Source organism: Streptomyces katrae, from assembly GCF_002028425.1.
Classification (GTDB): domain Bacteria; phylum Actinomycetota; class Actinomycetes; order Streptomycetales; family Streptomycetaceae; genus Streptomyces; species Streptomyces katrae_A.
The window spans coordinates 6,723,928-6,742,704 of sequence record NZ_CP020042.1 but is presented as its reverse complement, the minus strand read 5'-3'; the positions used below and the strand labels follow the sequence as shown (position 1 = coordinate 6,742,704).

Below are 18,777 nucleotides of genomic sequence, written 5' to 3'. Positions count from 1 at the left end.
TGTTCGCCTGGCAGCCGCACGCCGCCCCGCGCACCGGGGGCTCCGCCGCCCCCGCCCGGCCCTCCCCGCCGGGACCTCCCCCACTCCGCACCCCGATCCCCAAGGAGCACAGCCATGAGCCGCACGCGTACCGCGCTCGCCCTCGGCATGGCAGCGGCCGCCGCCCTGACCGTGGCCTCCACCACCGCCCACGCCGCTCCGTTACCGCTGGCCGGGTCGACCACCGTCACCCCCGCCGGGCACGCCTTCAAGGCCGCCCTCAGCGGGAAGGCCACCCTCAAGGCCGGTTCGGTCACGGTGACCTGCACGGTCTCCGTCTCCACCGGCTCCGTGCCGGCCGCCCCCGGCAACCACAACGCGGCCGGGCCGGTGTCCTCGCCGATCTCCCCGCCCACGTACAGCTCCTGCACGTCCAGCATGCCGGGCGTGACCCCGACCGTGACCACGAGCGGCGCCTGGTCGGTGTCCATGCAGAACGGCTCGCCGGTCACGGCCACCATGACGGTGCCCACGGGCGGTCTGGTCGTGCACACGACGGGCCTGGCCACCTGTACGGTCACCGCGGCACCCGGCGGCCCGGCGAGCGTCCCGGGCACCTGGGCCAACGGGGCCCCGTCCAGCCTGACCTTCACCAACGCCGCCGTGCCGGTGACGGTGACCGGCGGCTTCGGCTGCCCGACCAGCGCGACCTCGTCCACCTTCAACGCGGTCTACCTGGTCTCCGACACGACCGACCCCGCGCAGCAGATCACCGTCGCGCCCTGACGGCCGTCCGGCCCGCCGCCGCCCCCGCCCCCGCGCTCCGTGGGGGCGGGGGCGGATATTGCGTTGCCGCGGCCGCGCGGGCGGGCGAAGCTCGGGGGCATGTCACAGAACACCGATCAGCCGAGCGCCGCAGCTCGGACGCACGAACCCTCCGACCGCACCCCGCGCGGGGTCGGCGACCTGTTCTCCGGCGGCCGTCTCGTCGCCATCCCGCGCAAGGCCGCCCGGCGCGAGCAGTTGCTGGCGCACCTCACCGAGACCCTGTTCGCCCCGGACCGGGAGTACTCGGAGCCCGAGGTGAACGACGCGCTGCGGACCGTGCACGAGGACTGTTCGGCGCTGCGGCGCTACCTGATCACCTCGGGGCACCTCACCCGGACCCGGGACGGCAGCAGCTACCGGCGGGCGACGACCACCCGGTAGTGGGTCGTCAGCCGCGCGTCCTCGCCCAGCACGTGGAAGGCGACGGCCGGCGGCTCGTCCAGGTACACGTGCTCGTCGGGGCCGGCCGGCGCCTCCCAGGGGAGCCGCAGGGTGGACGTCACCCCGGGCGCGACCAGCAGCGGCAGGCCCGCGAAGGTGGTCGCCGCCGCCGTGTGGGCGTGCCCGCACAGGAAGGCGCGCAGGTGGGGGTGGCGTCCGGCCAGGGCCGCGAGCCGCTCCTCGCCGAACTGGCGGATGTCGTCCACGTACGGGGTGTGCAGCGGGACGGGCGGGTGGTGGAAGGCGACCAGGACGGGCACCTCGTGCGGGGTCCCGGTGAGGACGCCGTCGAGCCACTCCAGGGTGGAGTCCTCCAGGCGGCCGTGGTCCTCGCCGGGGACGGAGGAGTCGCACACGGCCAGCACGAAGCCGTTCCCGCGCAGCACCTGGTCCACCGGCCCGGCGGACGGCTCCTCCTCGCCCAGCAGGCCGCGGCGGAAGGCGGTGCGCTCGTCGTGGTTGCCGGGGCAGACGACCATCGGGTGCCGCGAGACGAGGTGCTTGCGGGCCTGCTCGTACTCGTCCGCGGTCCCGTTGTCGGCGATGTCCCCGCTGACCAGCACCGCGTCCAGGTCGTACGGGAGGGCGTCCAGGTACTCCAGGACCGCGCGGGTGCGCTCGGCGGACCGGGGGCCGCCGTCGAAGTGGACGTCACTGAGCTGCGCTATCACGATCACGGACGGTGGCTCCTCCATCGCGGTTACGGGGCCGGCCGCGGGCCGGGTGGTGACGGTCGGTCACCTGAGGGCCGGGGCCTGCCCGTTCAACCTATCCGACCAGGCGGGAGGGGGTAAGGGGCCCTTTCCGCAGCGGTGGCGCGGCGCTCGTCCCCTCGGCTCCGCGCCCCGCTCGGCTCCGCGCCGCGCTCGGCTCTCTCCGCGCTCGCGGGACGGCCGCGGTTGCGCGACGACCCGGAATGGGGTTCGTTCGAAGGGGGTCCGTTCGACGGGCGGCCGTTCGACGGGCTTCCCGGGACGGGGTGAACCGTCATGTCCTTCACCGGCAGGGTCTTCGCCGACCGCGCGGACGCGGGGCGCGTACTGGCGGACGCGCTGCGTCATCTGGCGGGCGCGGACCCCGTGGTCCTCGGGCTGCCGCGGGGCGGTGTGCCCGTGGCGTACGAGGTGGCGCGGGCCCTCGGCGCCCCGCTCGACGTGATCGTGGTCCGCAAGCTCGGCGTGCCGGGCCACCGGGAGCTGGGCTTCGGCGCCATCGGTGAGGGCGGGGTGCGGATCCTCAACGAGGACGTCCTGCGCCACAGCCGCGCCTCCCGGGCGGACCTCGACTCCGTCGAGCATGCCGAGGAAGCGGAGCTCGAACGGCGCGCACGGCGCTACCGGGAGGGCCGGGCGCGGGTCCCGCTCACCGGGCGGACGGTGATCGTCGTGGACGACGGGATCGCGACCGGGGCCACGGCCGCGGCCGCCTGCGCGATCGCCCGCGCCTCCGGGGCGGCGCGGGTGGTGCTGGCCGCCCCGGTGGCACCCCCCGAGGCGGTCGCCGCGCTGCGCGGGGCGGCGGACGAGGTGGTCTGCCCCTCCGTACGGCCCGGGTTCCGCGCGGTCGGCGAGTGGTACCGGGACTTCTCCCAGACCCCGGACGAGGAGGTCGTCGCCGTACTGGCCCGCGCGGCGAGCGGCACGGACCCCGCCCCCTGACGGTGCCGGGGACCCCGGGCGGTCCCGACGGCGGGCCGGGGCAACCGGGCCGCCCACTGACGGGGCTGCGCACGCCAGGCGGCCCCGACGGCGGGCCGGGCGACCGGACCATACCCTGACGGGCTGCGCACACCGGCTGCCCCCGGCACGGCCGGGCAGTCGGACCGCGCCCTGACGGGGCCGGGGACGCCGGGCGGTCCCGATGGCGGGCCGGGGCAATCGAACCGCACTCCGAGGGGGCCGCGCACGCCAGGCGGCTCCGCCGGCGAGCAGGGGGGACGGTCGAACCGCACCCGGCCGGGATCGGGCGGACACCACCGGGGTGGCCCCGGCAGCGGCCGGGGGCAGCCGAAGCACACCCGGAGGGGACCCGGCAGACACCCCCGGAGTGGCCTCGGCGGCGGGCCGTGCACAGCCGAAGCACACCGGCTGAAACCCGGCGGACAAACCCCGGACTGGCCCCGGCAGCGGGCCGGGCACAGCCGGGCCACACCCGGGCCGGGGCCCGGGCGGACACCGCCGGGGCGGCCCTGGCAGTGGGCTCCGGGCCGGCATCCGGGCCTGGGCGGTGGTGGTGCCGGGGCGGGTGGAGGTTCGGCGGAGGGTGGGTGGGGGTGGGGACGGAATCCGGGTGAGGGGGGCGCGGCTTCGTGATCAGATGGGGCGGTCAGCGCGCCGGGGACCGGCCCGGAGCCGGCCACCGAAGGAGTTCGCATGCCCCAGCCCGTGATCCCCTCCAGCCCGCCGGCCAGGGGGCGGCCACGAAGCGGCGCAGTCCGCCCGGAGGGCGGGGACCGCGGCGGCCGGGCGCAGGGGGACGTACCCGGTCTTGCGCCCGGTGCGGCGAGCGTGCGTGCCGAGCGGCGCGGCGCAGGCGGGACCTCGCGGACATCCCCGTGGGAGCGTGCCGCATGAGCCGGGGCGTACTGGTCACCGGGGCCTCCCGGGGGATCGGGCGGGCCGTCGCCGCCGCGTTCGCCCGGCAGGGCGACCGGGTCGCCGTCCACGCCTCCGCCCCGCACGCCGAGGCCCGGGAGACCCTGGCGGCCCTCGACGGGGAGGGCCACGTCCTGGTCACCGGCGACCTCGGCGACCCCGCGCGGGTCGAGGAGCTGGTGGGCGAAGCCTCCGCCGCCCTGGGCGGGGTGGACGTCCTGGTGAACAACGCCGCGGCGATGGTCGCGCACCCGCTGCCCACCACCTCGTACGCGGCCTGGCAGGAGGCCTGGCGGCGCACGGCCGCGGTGAACCTCTTCGGCGCGGCCGACGTCAGCTACTGCGTGGCCCGCCGGTTGATCGACGAGGGCCGGCCGGGGCACATCGTCAACGTGGGCTCGCGCGGTGCCTTCCGGGGCGAGCCCGACCATCCGGCGTACGGGGCCACCAAGGCGGCCCTGCACGCCCTCGGCCAGTCCCTGGCCGTCTCCCTGGCGCCCCACGACATCACCGTGGCCTCCGTCGCCCCGGGTTTCGTGGCCACCGAGCGGGTCTCCGGCCGGCTCCGGGGCGCGGAGGGCGAGGGCATCCGTGCGCAGAGCCCCTTCGGCCGGGTCGCCGAGCCCGAGGAGATCGCCTCCGCCGTGCTGTACCTGGCCTCGCCCGCGGCACGGTGGAGCTCGGGGGCGGTGCTCGACGTCAACGGGGCCTCGTACCTGCGCACGTGAACCGGCTGCGCGTGCTCAGCCCCGGTAGGCCTCCAGCAGCCGGAGCCAGACCTCGCTGATGGTCGGGAAGGCCGGCACCGCGTGCCAGAGCCGGTCGATCGGCACCTCCCCGACGACGGCGACGGTGGCCGCGTGCAGCAGCTCGGCGGCGCCGGGCCCCACGAAGGTGACCCCGAGGAGCACCTCCCGGTCGAGGTCGACGACCATCCGGGCCCGCCCCCGGTAGCCGTCGGCGTACAGGCCGGCGCCGGAGACCTTGCCGAGGTCCTGGTCGACGGCCCGCACCCGGCGCCCGGCGCGCTCGGCCTCCGCCAGGGTCAGGCCGACGGACGCGGCCTCCGGGTCGGTGAAGACGGCCTGCGGTACGGCCTCGGCGTCGGCGGTCGCGGCGTACGGGCCCCAGCGGGCGGTGCCCGGGGCCGGGGCGCCGGTCCCCCGGCCCGCGCGGGCGGCGATGGCGGCTCCGGCGATCCGGGCCTGGTACTTGCCCTGGTGGGTGAGGAGGGCCCGGTGGTTGACGTCCCCGACGGCGTACAGCCAGTCGTGGCCCTCGACCCGGCAGCCGTCGTCGACGGCGATCCAGTCGCCGGGGGTCAGCCCGACGGTGTCCAGCCCGATGTCGTCGGTGCGCGGCGCGCGCCCGGTGGCCATCAGCAGTTCGTCGCCCTCCAGCAGCTCGCCGCCCTCGAGGACCACGGTGACGGGGCCCGTCGGCCCGTCCCGTACGACGGCTTCGACGGTCACCCCGGTCCGGACGTCCGCACCGGCCGTGGTCAGGGCCTCGGCGACCAGTTCCCCGGCGAAGGGCTCCATCCTCGGCAGCAGCCCCGAGCCGCGGGCCAGGACGGTGACCCGCGAGCCGAGGGCCTGCCAGGCGGTGGCCATCTCGCAGGCCACGACGGACCCGCCGACGATCAGCAGCCGGCCGGGGACGTGCCGGGCGGAGGTGGCCTCCCGGCTGGTCCACGCGCCGGCCCCGTGCAGTCCGGGGAGGTCCGGGAGGACGGGTCGCGTGCCGGTGGCGACGACGACGGCGTGCCGCGCGGAGAGGACGTGGTGCACCCCTTCGGGGCTGGTGACGGCGACCTTGCGGATGCCGTAGAGGCGGCCGTGGCCCCGGTACAGGTGGGCGCCGATGGAATCGAGCCAGTCGACCTGGCCGCCGTCCCTCCAGTCGCCCGTCCAGTAGTCGCGGTGCGCGAACACCGCCTCGGCGTCGAGCGGACCGGAGACGGCCCCGGCCAGGCCGGGCACCCGGCGGGCGTCGGCGCGCGCCAGCACCGGGCGCAGCAGGGCCTTGCTGGGGATGCAGGCCCAGTACGAGCACTCCCCGCCGACGAGTTCGCTCTCCACCAGTGCCGTGCTCAGCCCGGCGGCGCGGGTCCGGTCGACGATGTTCTCGCCTGCCGGGCCCCCGCCGAGCACCACGACGTCGTACTCCACCGGTTCGGTCATGCCGTCCAGTGTCGCCGTGGGACGGGGGCCGCGTCCGGCAAGCTCAGCCCTCCGGCGTGCCGGGGGCGGCGCCCTCCTCCTCGTCCGGCGCCGCCTGCTGCTGCGCGGCGATCTTCTGGCGGACCTCGTCCATGTCGAGGGCCCGGGCCTGGCCGATCAGGTCGGTGAGGGCGGCCTCCGGCAGGGCGCCGGGCTGCGCGAAGATCGCCACCTGGTCCCGGACGATCATCAGCGTGGGGATCGAGGTGATCTGGAAGGCCTGCGCCAGCTCCTGCTGGGCCTCGGTGTCCACCTTGGCGAACACCAGGTCCGGGTTGGCCTCCGAGGCCTTCTCGTAGACGGGGGCGAACTGGAGGCAGGGGCGGCACCAGCCGGCCCAGAAGTCGATCAGCACGAACGGGTTCTCGCCGACCGTGCGGTCGAAGTTCTCCTTGGTGAGCTCGACGGTAGCCACGGTTTCCTGACCTCCTGGTCGCTGCGTCGCCGCATCGCCGTACGTCCTGCGGTGCGTCCTACTTGCCCTGCTGGAACGAACGGCCGCGCCGTGGCATTCCGCTCCGGCTGCGGCTTCCCTAGAAGGGGTGGCCGGCGGGGATCCGGCGGACCGTGGTCCAGCGGAGTTCGGTGAAGGCGTCCAGGTTGGCCTCGCCGCCGAAGCGGGCACCCGTGCCGGAGGCGCCGACCCCGCCGAAGGGGGCCACCGCCTCGTCGTTCACGGTCTGGTCGTTGACGTGCGCGATGCCGGTCGGGATGCGGTCGGCCAGCTCCAGGCCGCGGGCCGCGTCGCGGGTGACGATGCCCAGGGAGAGCCCGTACGGACCGGCGGAGGCCAGCTCCACGGCCTCGTCCTCGGTGGTGAAGGAGCGTACGGGCGCCACGGGGCCGAAGACCTCCTCGGTGTAGGCGGGGGTGTCGTCGCCGACCCCCGCGAGCACGGTCGGCCGGTAGAAAAGGCCCTCGTAGGTCCCTCCGGCGAGGAGCTTGGCGCCCCGCTCCAGGCTGTCCTCGACCAGCCCGTGGACCCGCGCCAGCTGGGTCTCGTCCAGGAGCGGCCCGAGGTGGACGCGCTCGCGATGCGGGTCGCCGACGCTGAGCGCCTCGGCACGCGCGGACAGCCGCTCCACGTACTCGTCGTAGAGCGAGGCGTGGACGAGGTGGCGTCCGGCGGTCATGCAGATCTGGCCCTGGTGGAAGAAGGAGCCCCAGGAGGCCTGCGCGACGGCGGCCTCGACATCGGCGTCGGCGAGCACGACGAGCGCCGAGTTCCCGCCCAACTCCAGGTGCGCGCGCTTGAGGTGACGGCCCGCCAGTTCCCCGACGGAGCGGCCGGCGGCGGTGGACCCGGTGAAGGAGACGACGCGCACGCGCGGGTCGGCCACCACGGCGGCGCCCGTCTCGGCCCCGCCGGGCAGGACGTGCAGCAGCCCGGCCGGGAGCCCTGCGGCGGCGAACACGGCGGCCAGGGCGAGTCCGCCGCAGACGGCGGTCCGGCGGTCCGGCTTGAGCAGCACCGCGTTGCCGAGGGCGAGGGCGGGCGCGACGGAGCGTATGGAGAGGATCAGCGGCGCGTTGAACGGGGCCACCACCCCGACCACCCCGGCCGGGACGCGGCGGGTGTAGGAGAGCCGGGGCGCCTCGCTGGGCAGCACCTGCCCGGCCGGGCGGGAGGCCAGCGCGGCGGCCTCGTAGCACTCCTGGGCGGCGACGTGCAGTTCGAAGTCCGCCTTGCCGGGGACCGAACCCGACTCCCGTACGAGCCACTCCCGCAGCTCGTCGGCGTGCGCCGTGAACAGGTCCCCGGCCCGGCGCAGCACGGCGGCCCGTCCGATGTGACCGGCCCCCGCCCAGTCCCGCTGCGCGGCCGCCGCCCGTACGGCCGCCTCCGCGACGTCGGCGGGGGCGGCGAGGTCGAGGGTGGCGAGGGTCCGCCCGGTGGCGGGTTCGACGACCGGGGCCGTACCGCCGGTGAGGGTGGGTCCGTCCTGCCAGAGTGTCGGATCGAGCAGCGGCATGACGCGGGGCCTCCGGAGGGGTGGGCGGGGCGGGGGCGGCGGTGGCAGGCGCCATCGTGCCAGACCCGGGGCTCCGGATTCTGTTCAGTTATTGGGCAGTTGGTGCGGCGGGCTGTCCGGAAACGATCGCTACGCCGGGGGGCCGGGCCGGGCCCTGGCAGGGCCCGGCCCGGGTGGGTGGGGCGTGGTGGGGGTGTCGTTCAGCGTTCCAGGACCAGGGCGATGCCCTGGCCGACGCCGATGCACAAGGCCGCCATGCCCGTGCCCGAGCCCGCGGCCGCCAGCTGGTGGGCGACCGAGCCCGCCAGCCGCGCGCCCGAGGCGCCGAGGGGGTGTCCGATCGCGATGGCGCCGCCGCGCGGGTTGACCACGGCGGGGTCCAGCTCCGGCCAGGCCGCCAGGCAGCCCAGCGCCTGCGCCGCGAAGGCCTCGTTCAGTTCGAAGGCGGCCAGGCCGGAGAGGCTGCGGCCGGCCTTGGTGAGGGCGCGCTGGACGGCGTCCACCGGGCCGAGGCCGAAGAACTGGGGCTCGATGCCGGTGACGGCGGAGGCGCTGATCCGTGCGAGCGGCTCACGGCCCGTGGCGGCCAGGCCCTCCTCGTCGGTGAGGAGGAGGGCTGCGGCCCCGTCGTTGAGGGGCGAGGCGTTGCCGGCGGTCACGGTGCCGGAGCCGTCCGTCCGGAAGGCCGGCTTGAGGCGGGCGAGGGCCTCGGGGGTCGAGCCCTCGCGGATGCACTCGTCGCGCAGGAGTTCCACGCCGGGGTACGGGACGACCTCGCCGTCGTACAGCCCGGCGTTCCAGGCCGCGGCGGCCTTGCGGTGGCTGTCGAGGGCGAAGGCGTCCTGGGCCTCGCGGGTGATGCCGTGCTTCTCCGCGATGAGCTCGGCGCCCTCGCCGAGCGAGCCGGTCCACTCCGCCGGCATGCGGGGGTTGGTCATCCGCCAGCCGAGGGTGGTGGACCACATCTGCTGGTGCCCGGCGGGGTGCGCGCGCTCGGGCTTCTGCACCACCCAGGGGGCCCGGGTCATCGACTCGACGCCGCCGGCGATGGCGACGGAGGCGTCGCCCAGGGCGATGGCACGGGCCGCCTGGATCACGGCTTCGAGGCCGGAGCCGCAGAGGCGGTTGACGGTGGCGCCGGGGACGGTGACGGGCAGCCCGGCGAGGAGCACGGCCATGCGGGCCACGTCGCGGTTGTCCTCGCCCGCGCCGTTGGCGTCGCCGAAGACGACGTCGTCGATGCGGGCGGGGTCGAGGTCGGGGGTCCGGTCGACGAGGGCGCGCACGACGTGCGCGGCGAGGTCGTCGGGGCGGACTCCGGCGAGGGCGCCGCCGAACTTGCCGATGGGGGTGCGGACGGCGTCGACGACGTAGACGTCGCGGACGGTGCGGATGCTCATGGGGGCTCTCCTGGGCGACTCCGTACGATCGGCGGCGCGCGGGCGCCGATGTGGGCACCGGAGCACACCACCGGGCACGCCCGGTGGGGCGCGCCCGCAGTCTCCGCCGCGGTGTCACTGCGTGTCAACGGGGTCCAGGTGCGGCCGGGGCCCTGGCCGGGCGGTTTGCGGGGGGGCTGGGCCGCCCGCCCGGTTGCGGGGGGGGCGTCAGCCGGCCCAGATGTCCATGAGCTGCTTCGCGGCGCGGAAGCTGTCGGGGGCTTCCGTGTTGCACACCACCGTGACGGCGGTGTTCCGGTCCGGGCTCACCTCGAAGGTGCTGTGGAACTGCTCCCAGTCGCCGCGGTGCACCAGGCCCTTGTCGGGGAGGACGAGGATCCCGGCTCCGTACCGGCCCGCCTCGACGCCCCGCCGGCTCAGGGCGTCGCCCACGTCGACCGCACCTCGGGTGACTGCGTCGAGGAGCTGCTGTCCGCCGATGCGCCCGGTGCGGTAGTTGTCGGCCCAGCGGACGAGCTCCCCGGGCGTCGTCTGCACGGCCCCGTCCCCGTACTGCTTCCAGGGGGAGGCGTTGGGGGTGTACGCGCCGTCCTTCTCGTCGTACGACTTCGCCTTGCCGGGGAGGTCCGCGGCCGGGGAGACCGACATGCTCAGGTGCAGCGGGGTGAAGAACTCCTGCTGGAGGAAGGCCGCGAACGGCTTGCCCGTGACCCTTTCGACGACGTGCGCCAGGAGGACGTAGTTGGAGTTGGAGTAGGCGAAGTGCTTGCCGGGCGGCTCCTGCGGCCGGGAGGCGAGGATGGCCGTGATCGCCTCCTGCTGGCCCGCCGGATCCGTCAGCTTGACGCCCTTGGCCTCCAGCAGGTCCTGGTAGTCGGGAATGCCGCTGGTATGACGCATGAGGTCGCCGAGTGTGACGTCCCGGGTCCAGGCCGGCGGGTGGTCGAGGAAGTCGGACAGGGGTGCGTTCAGGGTGAGCTGACCCCGTCCGGCCAGCAGGAGGACGGCGTCCGCGGTGAACTGCTTGGAGTTGGACGCCATGTCGAAGACGGTCTTCGGGGTGATGTCGCGTCCGGTGGCCAGATCGGCCTTCCCCCTCCCCTCCTCCCAGACGACGTCGCCGCGCCGCCCGACCGCGGCCGCGCAGCCCGGGGCGTCGGTGGCGGGCACCAGTTGTTCGAGGACCGCCGCACTGCGCCGGTCGCGGTCGCCGTCGCCGGCCGCCGCGTGCGCCTGCGGGCTCGCGAAACCGGACAGGACGCCCATGATCACGGCGCTCCCGGCCGCGCACAACGACACCGTCCGACGCACCTGGACCACCTTCTTCCCTACCACCGAGGGTGCTCCGGCGGCCCTGCCCCGGCCAGTCGATCAAGAGCCGGCGGTTCCCGGGTCCGGGCGGTCGTCGTGGACGGGAGGGCCGGCGTTGAGACGGGCCGCCTGCCGGGTGAGGTGGGTGCGCTCGGCCAGGGTCGGGGCCCGGTGGGCGGCCTCCGCGTACAGCCGGGCGGCGGCGGCCCGGTCGCCCGTGCGTTCGTGCAGCCACGCGGCGACGGCGGTGTACCGGGGCAGGTCCGGGTCGAGATCGGCCAGCGCGGCGAGGCCGGCCCGGGGCCCGTCGGCCTCGCCGACGGCCACCGCCCGGTTGAGGCGGGCGACGGGGCTGCCGGTGAGCCGGACGAGTTCGTCGTACCACTCCACGATCTGGGGCCAGTCGGTCTCCGCGGCGCTGGGGGCGTCGGCGTGCAGGGCGGCGATGGCGGCCTGGGCCTGGTACTCCCCGAGGCGGTCGCGGGCCAGTGCGGCCTGCAGGATCCCGATGCCCTCGGCGATGGCCGCCGTGTCCCAGCGGCCGCGGTCCTGTTCGGCGAGCGGGACGAGGCTGCCGTCGGGGGCGGTCCGGGCGGCGCGGCGGGCGTGGTGGAGGAGCATCAGGGCGAGCAGCCCGGCCGGTTCGGGGTGGTCGACGGCGGCGGCGAGCCGGCGGGTGAGGCGGATGGCTTCGGCGGCGAGGTCGACGTCGCCCGAGTAGCCCTCGTTGAAGACGAGATAGAGGACGCGCAGCACGGTGGCCACGTCGCCGGGCCGGTCGAGGCGGACGCCCGAGACGGTGCGCTTGGCACGGCTGATGCGCTGGGCCATGGTCGCCTCGGGCACGAGGTAGGCGCGGGCGATCTGGCGGGTGGTGAGGCCGCCGACGGCGCGCAGGGTGAGGGCGACGGCCGAGGACGGGGAGAGGGCGGGGTGCGCGCACAGGAAGTAGAGGCTGAGGGTGTCGTCGGCGGCGGGCGCGGGGCCCGGCTCCGGTTCGCGGTCGGCCAGGTCCTCACGGCGCCGGCGGGCCGCGTCGGCGCGGGTGGCGTCGAGGAAGCGGCGCCAGGCGGCGGTGACGAGCCATCCCCGGGGGTCGCGGGGCGGGTCGGCCGGCCAGGTGCGGAGGGCGTCGAGGAGGGCTTCCTGTACGGCGTCCTCGGCGGCCGCGAAGTCGGCGCCGCGCCGCACGAGGATGCCGAGGACGGCCGGCGTGAGCTCGCGCAGCAGCGCCTCGTCGACGGCGGCCGGAGCGGCCCCGGCCTCGGCGGCGGGGTGCGGCGCCCCGGCCGCGGCCGGGGGTTGCGGCGGCGCACCGGCCTCGGCGGCGGGGTGCGGCGGCGCACCAGCCTCGGCGGCGGGTTCCCGCCCGGCCCCGGCCTCGGCCGCGGGGTGCGGCGCCCCGGCCGCGGCCGGGGGTTGCGGCGGCGCACCGGCCGCGGCCGGGGGTTGCGGCGGCGCACCGGCCGCGGCCGCGGGGTGCGGACGGGCACCCGCCGCGGCGGTCGCGGGCGGCGGGGCCCCGCCCGGGACCGCGGGGTCCTGGGCGGGGCGGGAGCCGGGGGCGGCGTCGGGGGCGCGGGCGGTGTCGGGGGCGGGGCCGGTGGGGCCGGGGCGGGTCATGGGGGCGCCGTTCACTCCGTGATCGTGGGCGGCTCGGACATGAAGGGGCGCAGCTCCAGCCACTCGTGGATCGGGCGGCCGCCGGCGCCCGGGGCGGCCGACAGCTCGGCGGCGAGCTCCAGGGCCCGGTCGTGGCTGTCCACGTCGATCACCATCCAGCCGGCGATCAGGTCCTTGGTCTCGGCGAACGGACCGTCGGTGACGGCGGGGCGGCCCTCGCCGTCGTAGCGGACCCACGTGCCCTCCGGTGCCAGGGCCTGGGCGTCCACGAATTCGCCGGTCTGCTCCAGCTTCGCCGCGAAGTCGCGCATGTACTGGATGTGGTCGGAGACCTCCTGCGGGGTCCAGCGGTCCATGGGGACGTCGTTGCTGGGGGCCGGGGCGCCGCGGTAGTGCTTCAGCAGCAGGTACTTGGCCATGACGGTTCTCCTCGATCCGTTCCGACGCGTCCATTCTGGCCGCGTTCACCCCTGGGACGGAGCCGGCGCCGGGTTCTCGACATCTCCGCCGAAGATTTTTTTCCCGGCCGTCCCGGAGCGCCCTGCGGGGCGCTGCGGGAGGGTGCGGGCCGGACCGTTTGCGCTTACCGTCGCTATTACCGACCGGTAGGGGGGAGGCAGCCGATGACGGACACCGTTTCAGGGCTCGCGGAGATGGCCACGGCACTGGTCGAAGGGCGGGTGAATGCACAGGAGTTGACGGAGCGTTCGCTGGCGCGGATCGCAGCCGCGCAGCCCTCCCTCAACGCCTTCCGGATCGTCCGCGCCGAGGCCGCACTGGCCGAGGCGGAGGCCGCCGACCGGCGGCTGGCCCGCGGCGAGCGGCTGCCGTTGCTGGCTTGGCCCGGCGCACTCCGAGCCCCGGCTGCTGTCGCTGGCGGCGCAGCTGGAGACGGCGGAGGGCTGGGCGGCGCACTGGCCACCGGGGGTCTGCCGATCGGAACTGGCCGATCAGGCTGGAATTTGACGGCAGTTGACACGCGCTTGACCGCCCGCATACCCGACGCGCCTAAGCTCACCGCGACTTGATCCACACCATGATCGACAGGGGGTGCACGCCATGGGCGTGCAGGACGACAACAAGCAGGCCGTGCTCGGTTTCTTCACCGCCGTCAGCGAACGGCGCACCGCGGACCTGCCGCAGTACATGACCGAGGACGTGATCGACCACAACCAGATCATCCACGGCGAGCCCGACGAGCCGGGTGCGGCCTTCGAGGGGCTGCGCCGGCAGCTGGCGGCGTTCGATCCGCTGACCGTCCGGGTGGAGGAGCTGGTCGCGGAGGACGAGCGGGTCGTCGCCCGCGTGGTCATGTCCGGTACGCACGGCGGCACACATCCGCGTATGCCGGAGCCGACGGGCCGTTCCTTCGAGAACGAGGCGATCTGGCTGTTCACCCTGACCGGAGGCCGGATCTCGCAGATCCGCGCGGTCAGCGACCGGCTGGGCCTGTTCCTCCAGCTGGGCTGGGACTGGCCCCGGACCGACTGATCCGGGCCGCGCTCCCGGGCCCCGGCCTCCGTGGCCGTGGCCCCGGCGCCCGTACCGCCGCCCGGAAGTCGCCTCCCGGACCCGGCACCCTCTATGTAATGTCACACGGCATGATGCTCTTACGCCGTACGGCCCTCGCCGCCGCCCTCCTCGGGATCACCGCCCTGCTCCCGGCCGCCACCGCCCACGCGGACCCCGCGCCCGCCTGCACCGCCGGAGCGCAGGCGCCCGCCGCGCCCGACGCCGAACAGGGCCGGCTCTCCGATCCCCGGGCGACCGCTTTCCCCGGGCGGGCCGGCCTCGACGGCTTCGTACGCCGCTTCCCGGCCGCGCTGTGCGGCGTACGCGACGCCGCCGGGGCGGAGCGGCTGCTCGACGCGTGGGGCGAGGCCCTGTGGCAGGCCGCGGTGAACCGGGCCCAGGGGCGCCGGCCGGGCGGTGACCTGCCGGACCGGGACGACCGGCCGCTGTACTGGACCCGGCTCGCGATGACCGTGCAACTCGACGCCTGGCAGCCCGGGTTCACGGTGGACCGGGCCGCGCTGAAGTCCCGGTTCGAGGACGCCTCGCGGGGTCTGACCGCCAACGAGTTCCGCGGCACCCGGGGCGTCCGGCGGATCTTCGTCAGCGGGTTCGACCCCTTCGGCCTGGACACCGAGCTGCGGCGGGCCAACCCCTCCGGCTCGGCGGCCCTCCAGCTCAACGGCCGCCGCATCACCCTGGCCGACGGCACCACCGCCGAGATCCGGGCCGTCGTCCTGCCGGTCCGCTACGCCGACTTCGACGCCGGGATCGTCGAACGGGCCTACGCGCCCCGGCTGGCGGCGGGCCCCCGCTCCGCCGACATGATCACCAGCATCAGCCAGGGCTACCCCGGCCTGTTCACCCTGGAGGCCTGGGCCGGCCGCAACCGCTCGGCCGACCCGTACCCCGACAACGCCGGCGCCCTGGCGGGCGGTACGCCCGAGCACCCGGCCACCGCGCCGGGCCTCGGTCCCGGCGCGGAGTTCCTGCGCACCAGCCTGCCCACGGACGCCATGACCGCCGTCCAGGCGCCCTACCCCGTACGGCTCAACACCGCCGTCACCGAGATACCGGCCGGGGAGACGGCTCCGGTGGACCGCGAGGACGGGCCCACCCCCGGCTCCCGCGCCGTCGCGGGCGGGGGCGGCGGCTACCTCTCCAACGAGGTCGCCTACCGCTCCAACCGGCTCCGGCTGGAACTGCGCCCCGCCCTGCCCGGCGGGCACCTGCACACCCCCGTCCTGACCGGCCTGCCCGCCGAGCCGGACCGGCTGACCGGGCCGGAGTTCGAGCGGAACGAGGCCGCGATCACCGCGCAGGTGCTGGAGCTGCTCCGCGCCTCCTCCGGGGGCCCCGCCACGCCCTAACGCAGTGCGCCGAAGGCCCTGGTGAAGGCCAGCGGCTGCTGGAGGACCGAACTGCAGGTGGGCTCCGCGTGGTTCAGCGCGCCCGCGGGGCACTGGGCGTCGCGGGCCGCGGACCACATGGCCAGCCGTCCGATGCCCTTCGCCGAGGCGAACTCCACGAGCTGCGTCGCGTCGGAGACGGAGAAGACCTCCGACGCGACGTCGTTGACGCCGATCATCGGGGTGACGGCCAGGGCCTTCCAGGCCGCCTGGTCGGACAGTCCGAGGACCCCCTTCAGCTGGGCCTGGGTGGCCGTCGCGGCCTGGATGGCGTACTGCCCCATGTCCCCGCCGTACGCCTGCCCGTAGTCCATCGCCATGATGTTGACGGAGTCGATCCGCACCCCGCCCCGGCGGGCGTCGGCGAGCAGGGCCACGCCCGGCTGGGTCAGCCCTTCGGGCATCACCGGCAGGGTGAACGCCACGTCCAGGCCCGGGTGGGACTGCTGCAGCCGGGCTATGGCCTGGGCGCGGCGGGAGTTGGCGGCGGTGTCGGGCAGGGCCGCGCCCTCGATGTCGAAGTCGACTTTGGTCAGCCGGTACTGGTCGACCACCTTCCCGTAGGCCGCCGCCAGCTCGTCGGCGCTCGCGCAGTTCAGCGCCAGCTCGCGGCCGGCGGCCCCGCCGAAGGACACCCGCACGTCGCCGCCCCGGGCGCGCAGCGCGCCGATCTGGCCCGCCACCTTGTCGCTCGCCAGATCGGTGACCCCGCCCCACAGCGGGGTGCACCCGGCGCCGGCGGTGACGAAGGCGAGGTGGAACTCCCGCACCCCGGTGCTCGTCGCGGTGTCGAGGAGGTCGTAGGCCGGGTAGAGGGAGGTGTCGACGTACGGCGCGAAGCGCGCCCCGCCCCCGCCGGGCCCGGGGGCCGGCGCGGTCGCGGTGGGCTTGGCGGTGGGGGCGGACGTCGCGGAGGCCGTCGCCACCGGTCCCTTCGTGGCGGTCGGGGCCGGGGCGGGCGGGGTGGTGGGGCGGCCGCTGGGCTGCGGGGTCGCGCTCTGGTCGACGGAGCACTTGACCCCGTTGATCAGGCACCCCTTGGGGGCGCCGGGGGCACCGGCGCCGCTCGCGACGAAGCCGACGGTGACGGAGGCCCCGGGCGCGAGCTCCCGGTTCCAGCTCGCGGGCTTCACGGTGACGTGCTGCCCGTCGACGGTGTGGGTGCCGTTCCACAGGGAGTCGATCCTCGTGCCGGCCGGCAGGTCGAACCGCAGGGTCCAGTCCGACTGGGTGCGGCCGGTGCCGTTCGTGATGACGTACTGGCCGGTGTAACCACCGCTCCAGGCGCTGGAGGTGGTGTACACGGCGCCGACGGCGGTGGCCTGCGCGGTACCGGTGAACGCGAGGGCCGCGCCGCCGATCACCGCCGCCACCACGATCGCGCCCGCGGCCTTCGCCCTGCCGCCGGCCCTGCGACGGTGACGGGTGGTGCTGCCCATGGCGTGCCTGCCTCTATTACTGGGGAGTTGGGGATGCGGCAGCACGCTAGCGGCCCCGAAACGGACAATCGTTCGTTTCGGGGTGCGATGTGGGAACCCTAAGCTCCGCTTAAGGCGGCGGTAAGGGGGCCATCAGGGTGGATCAGGCGGGCCGCTCAGGCGGGCTGCCACAGTTCCACGCGGTTTCCCTCCGGGTCGGTGACCCAGGCGAAGCGGCCCACGCCCTGCATCTCCTGGACCTCCCCGGCCACATCGGCGCCCTTCGCCCGCAGCTGCACGAGCATCGCGTCCAGGTCGCGGACGCGGAAGTTGAGCATGGTCCCCTGGGCGCGGGAGCCGAAGTACTCCGTACCGGCTTCGAAGGCAGCGAACACGGTGGGCCCGGACTCCGGCCGCCACAGGCCGTGTTCGTCGAGGTCCAGGCCCAGGCAGTCGCGGTACCACGCGGTCAGGGCCGCCGGGTCGCTCGCCCGGATGAAATAGCCGCCGATTCCCAGCACTCGTTCCATGCCGCCATCCTGCCAGGGCGGGCGCCCGGGAGGGCCGAGGCGCCGCCGGGCCGGACGGGACCGGCGCCGCCCTCCTCCCCCTCCCGGGCCCGCGCACCCGCTAACCTCGCCCGGATGACGGCACTTTCACATCACGGCAACGGATACGTCGAGCAGCCCGGGCGGGACGGCTTCGCCGCCACCGTCGAGGCCGACCCCCTCGCGATCGGCCCGGTCCGCACCGAGTACGCCCCCGACCCGGACGGGGACCCCGACCCCGGGGAGATCGTGTGGACCTGGGTCCCGTTCGAGGAGAACGACGGGCGGGGCAAGGACCGGCCGGTGCTGGTGGTCGCGCGCGAGGCGGGCGGGTCGACCGTGCTGGCGGTCCAGCTGTCCAGCAAGCGGCACGACGCCGACCGGGAGTGGGTCCCGATCGGCTCCGGCCCCTGGGACGCCGCCGGGCGGGAGTCCTGGGTGGACGTCGACCGGGTGCTGCGCGTCCACGAGGCGGGCATGCGCCGCGAGGCATGCGCCCTGGACCGGCCCCGCTTCCAGCGGGTGGTCGACCGCCTGCGCGAGCGCTACGGCTGGCGGTAGCCGGACGGGCCCGGACCCGCTCTCGGACTCAGGCGTCGGCGAAGGCCCGGGTGAAGGCTTCGCGCGGGGCCGGGTTGCGGTCCAGGACGGCGAAGACGACCCGGTCGAAGGTTCCCGTGAAGCGGCCCGTCAGCAGGTGGCGGAAGGCCTCCGCCACCTCCGCCGGGTCGTTGCGGAACACCCCGCAGCCCCAGGCGCCGAGCACCAGCGCCCGGTAGCCGTGCAGTGCGGCCACCTCCAGGACGCGCTCCGCCCGACGGGCCAGGGCCGCCGGGATCTCCGGGGCTCGTTCCGGCTCCTGGCGGCGGATCGTGCCCGCGTTCGGGGCCGGGGAGGTGAGGAACCCGGCCCGGAACGGGGTCTCCAGCAGGTCGCCCCGGTCGTCGCGGAACACCGGCACCCCGGGTGAGTGGATCACCCGGTCGGTGTAGAAGGTGCTCCTGCCCGCTCGGTGGACCTCGTAGTACTCCGGGGCCTCCAGCAGGGTCTCGTACAGCGCCGAGGCCCGGCAGAGCGCCTCCTCCTGCGCCTTGGCGCCGCGGACGTAGCCGCCGCCGGGATTGCGGGCCGAGGCGAAGTTCAGCACCGCGACCGGGCCCTGGCCGGGCGGCTGCGCGAGGCGACGCGCCGCGGCCGTGCTGCTCTCCCCCGTGACCTCGAAGACCGTCCGCAGGCTCCCCCTGACGGACCCATCGTCTGGAATGACCGAGTTTGGCCCATATATCCTGGTTCCGGCCTTGGCTTCCGCCAGGCCGGCGGCGAGGGAGACCCACCGCCCCGACCGCGCCCGGTACCCGCCGGCCGCCACGACCAGTGCGTTCTCCCGCGCGATCTCGCGCAATCTGCTGCTCACGCGGCAATCCTGCGGCGCGGGCACGGGAGCGGCAAAGGAATTAGCACCCCGAGGACGGGTAGGCACGGGTGACATCACGGCCGACTACAGGAGACGAGGTTCCGG

The 18,777-nt window shown here is 75.7% G+C and carries 18 protein-coding genes and 1 pseudogene; 8 read left to right on the top strand and 11 right to left on the bottom strand.

Annotated elements, in window-relative coordinates; translation table 11 throughout:
- The first annotated feature begins 114 nt into the window (after positions 1-114).
- Together B4U46_RS30560 and B4U46_RS30555 are read left to right on the top strand one after the other, a co-directional pair.
- A complete protein-coding gene (locus tag B4U46_RS30560) occupies positions 115-765 on the top strand; it encodes a hypothetical protein (protein WP_079430853.1) in 651 nt (216 codons plus the stop codon).
- Between the two features lie 99 nt (positions 766-864).
- Positions 865-1,188 carry a DUF2087 domain-containing protein gene (locus tag B4U46_RS30555; RefSeq protein WP_079430852.1) on the top strand — a complete coding sequence of 108 codons (324 nt, stop codon included), beginning with the start codon at positions 865-867 and terminating at the stop codon, positions 1,186-1,188.
- Here B4U46_RS30555 and B4U46_RS30550 read toward each other — a convergent pair.
- Positions 1,161-1,925, bottom strand: a complete 765-nt coding sequence (locus B4U46_RS30550) for a metallophosphoesterase (protein ID WP_079430851.1) — start codon at positions 1,923-1,925, stop codon at positions 1,161-1,163. The genes B4U46_RS30555 and B4U46_RS30550 overlap by 28 nt on opposite strands.
- 312 nt (positions 1,926-2,237) lie before the next feature.
- On the opposite strand from B4U46_RS30550, the pseudogene B4U46_RS30545 reads away from it, so the two are divergent.
- Together B4U46_RS30545 and B4U46_RS30540 are read left to right on the top strand one after the other, a co-directional pair.
- Positions 2,238-2,888 (top strand): annotated as a pseudogene (locus tag B4U46_RS30545) (phosphoribosyltransferase); the annotation flags it as partial.
- Positions 2,889-3,817: 929 nt separating this feature from the next.
- Positions 3,818-4,570: an SDR family NAD(P)-dependent oxidoreductase gene (locus B4U46_RS30540; RefSeq protein ID WP_079430849.1), complete on the top strand. Its 753-nt coding sequence runs from the start codon at positions 3,818-3,820 to the stop codon at positions 4,568-4,570.
- A 15-nt stretch (positions 4,571-4,585) separates the two neighbouring features.
- Here the strand turns inward: B4U46_RS30540 and B4U46_RS30535 are convergent, their stop codons facing one another.
- The 7 genes from B4U46_RS30535 to B4U46_RS30505 form a co-directional block, all read right to left on the bottom strand.
- Complete coding sequence (locus B4U46_RS30535; protein WP_079430848.1) at positions 4,586-6,025, bottom strand: dihydrolipoyl dehydrogenase family protein; 1,440 nt, start codon at positions 6,023-6,025, stop codon at positions 4,586-4,588.
- 43 nt (positions 6,026-6,068) lie between these two features.
- Positions 6,069-6,479: a thioredoxin family protein gene (locus B4U46_RS30530; RefSeq protein ID WP_079430847.1), complete on the bottom strand. Its 411-nt coding sequence runs from the start codon at positions 6,477-6,479 to the stop codon at positions 6,069-6,071.
- Positions 6,480-6,597: 118 nt separating this feature from the next.
- Complete coding sequence (locus B4U46_RS30525; RefSeq protein ID WP_079430846.1) at positions 6,598-8,037, bottom strand: aldehyde dehydrogenase family protein; 1,440 nt, start codon at positions 8,035-8,037, stop codon at positions 6,598-6,600.
- A 200-nt stretch (positions 8,038-8,237) separates the two neighbouring features.
- Positions 8,238-9,437 (bottom strand): thiolase family protein, encoded by a 1,200-nt coding sequence (locus B4U46_RS30520; protein WP_079430845.1) that lies wholly within the window; start codon positions 9,435-9,437, stop codon positions 8,238-8,240.
- Between the two features lie 207 nt (positions 9,438-9,644).
- Positions 9,645-10,748 carry a serine hydrolase domain-containing protein gene (locus tag B4U46_RS30515; protein ID WP_123995208.1) on the bottom strand — a complete coding sequence of 368 codons (1,104 nt, stop codon included), beginning with the start codon at positions 10,746-10,748 and terminating at the stop codon, positions 9,645-9,647.
- Between the two features lie 60 nt (positions 10,749-10,808).
- Entirely contained in the window at positions 10,809-11,978 is a 1,170-nt protein-coding gene (locus tag B4U46_RS30510) for an RNA polymerase sigma factor (protein WP_079432089.1), read from the bottom strand.
- Between the two features lie 404 nt (positions 11,979-12,382).
- Positions 12,383-12,790 carry a YciI family protein gene (locus tag B4U46_RS30505; RefSeq protein ID WP_079430843.1) on the bottom strand — a complete coding sequence of 136 codons (408 nt, stop codon included), beginning with the start codon at positions 12,788-12,790 and terminating at the stop codon, positions 12,383-12,385.
- Positions 12,791-12,994: 204 nt separating this feature from the next.
- On the opposite strand from B4U46_RS30505, the gene B4U46_RS40710 reads away from it, so the two are divergent.
- The 3 genes from B4U46_RS40710 (at position 12,995) to B4U46_RS30490 (ending at position 15,253) form a co-directional block, all read left to right on the top strand.
- Complete coding sequence (locus B4U46_RS40710; RefSeq protein ID WP_107438352.1) at positions 12,995-13,399, top strand: amidase family protein; 405 nt, start codon at positions 12,995-12,997, stop codon at positions 13,397-13,399.
- Between the two features lie 31 nt (positions 13,400-13,430).
- Positions 13,431-13,862, top strand: a complete 432-nt coding sequence (locus B4U46_RS30495; protein WP_079432088.1) for an ester cyclase — start codon at positions 13,431-13,433, stop codon at positions 13,860-13,862.
- 110 nt (positions 13,863-13,972) lie between these two features.
- On the top strand, positions 13,973-15,253 hold the full coding sequence (locus tag B4U46_RS30490; RefSeq protein WP_148095245.1) for a pyroglutamyl peptidase: 1,281 nt from the start codon (positions 13,973-13,975) through the stop codon (positions 15,251-15,253).
- Here B4U46_RS30490 and B4U46_RS30485 read toward each other — a convergent pair.
- Positions 15,250-16,731, bottom strand: a complete 1,482-nt coding sequence (locus B4U46_RS30485) for a cellulose binding domain-containing protein (RefSeq protein ID WP_079430841.1) — start codon at positions 16,729-16,731, stop codon at positions 15,250-15,252. The two genes, B4U46_RS30490 and B4U46_RS30485, sit on opposite strands and share 4 nt — an antisense overlap.
- Before the next feature lie 155 nt (positions 16,732-16,886).
- A complete protein-coding gene (locus B4U46_RS30480) occupies positions 16,887-17,240 on the bottom strand; it encodes a VOC family protein (protein ID WP_079430840.1) in 354 nt (117 codons plus the stop codon).
- A gap of 114 nt (positions 17,241-17,354) precedes the next feature.
- On the opposite strand from B4U46_RS30480, the gene B4U46_RS30475 reads away from it, so the two are divergent.
- The gene (locus B4U46_RS30475; RefSeq protein ID WP_079430839.1) at positions 17,355-17,819 is read left to right on the top strand and encodes a type II toxin-antitoxin system PemK/MazF family toxin; all 465 of its coding nucleotides are present in this window, start codon (positions 17,355-17,357) and stop codon (positions 17,817-17,819) included.
- Positions 17,820-17,847: 28 nt separating this feature from the next.
- On the opposite strand, the gene B4U46_RS30470 is transcribed toward B4U46_RS30475, so the two are convergent.
- On the bottom strand, positions 17,848-18,672 hold the full coding sequence (locus tag B4U46_RS30470) for a TIGR02452 family protein (protein ID WP_079430838.1): 825 nt from the start codon (positions 18,670-18,672) through the stop codon (positions 17,848-17,850).
- Positions 18,673-18,777 lie beyond the last annotated feature (105 nt).

Excerpts from the sequence above, each read along its gene's own strand:
- B4U46_RS30560 (WP_079430853.1), top strand. The coding sequence starts at position 115 with ATGAGCCGCACGCGTACCGCGCTCGCCCTCGGCATGGCAGCGGCCGCC.
- B4U46_RS30555 (WP_079430852.1), top strand. The coding sequence starts at position 865 with ATGTCACAGAACACCGATCAGCCGAGCGCCGCAGCTCGGACGCACGAA.
- B4U46_RS30540 (WP_079430849.1), top strand. The coding sequence starts at position 3,818 with ATGAGCCGGGGCGTACTGGTCACCGGGGCCTCCCGGGGGATCGGGCGG.
- B4U46_RS30535 (WP_079430848.1), bottom strand. The coding sequence starts at position 6,025 with ATGACCGAACCGGTGGAGTACGACGTCGTGGTGCTCGGCGGGGGCCCG.
- B4U46_RS30525 (WP_079430846.1), bottom strand. The coding sequence starts at position 8,037 with ATGCCGCTGCTCGATCCGACACTCTGGCAGGACGGACCCACCCTCACC.
- B4U46_RS30520 (WP_079430845.1), bottom strand. The coding sequence starts at position 9,437 with ATGAGCATCCGCACCGTCCGCGACGTCTACGTCGTCGACGCCGTCCGC.
- B4U46_RS30505 (WP_079430843.1), bottom strand. The coding sequence starts at position 12,790 with ATGGCCAAGTACCTGCTGCTGAAGCACTACCGCGGCGCCCCGGCCCCC.
- B4U46_RS40710 (WP_107438352.1), top strand. The coding sequence starts at position 12,995 with ATGACGGACACCGTTTCAGGGCTCGCGGAGATGGCCACGGCACTGGTC.
- B4U46_RS30495 (WP_079432088.1), top strand. The coding sequence starts at position 13,431 with ATGGGCGTGCAGGACGACAACAAGCAGGCCGTGCTCGGTTTCTTCACC.
- B4U46_RS30490 (WP_148095245.1), top strand. The coding sequence starts at position 13,973 with ATGATGCTCTTACGCCGTACGGCCCTCGCCGCCGCCCTCCTCGGGATC.
- B4U46_RS30485 (WP_079430841.1), bottom strand. The coding sequence starts at position 16,731 with ATGGGCAGCACCACCCGTCACCGTCGCAGGGCCGGCGGCAGGGCGAAG.
- B4U46_RS30480 (WP_079430840.1), bottom strand. The coding sequence starts at position 17,240 with ATGGAACGAGTGCTGGGAATCGGCGGCTATTTCATCCGGGCGAGCGAC.
- B4U46_RS30475 (WP_079430839.1), top strand. The coding sequence starts at position 17,355 with ATGACGGCACTTTCACATCACGGCAACGGATACGTCGAGCAGCCCGGG.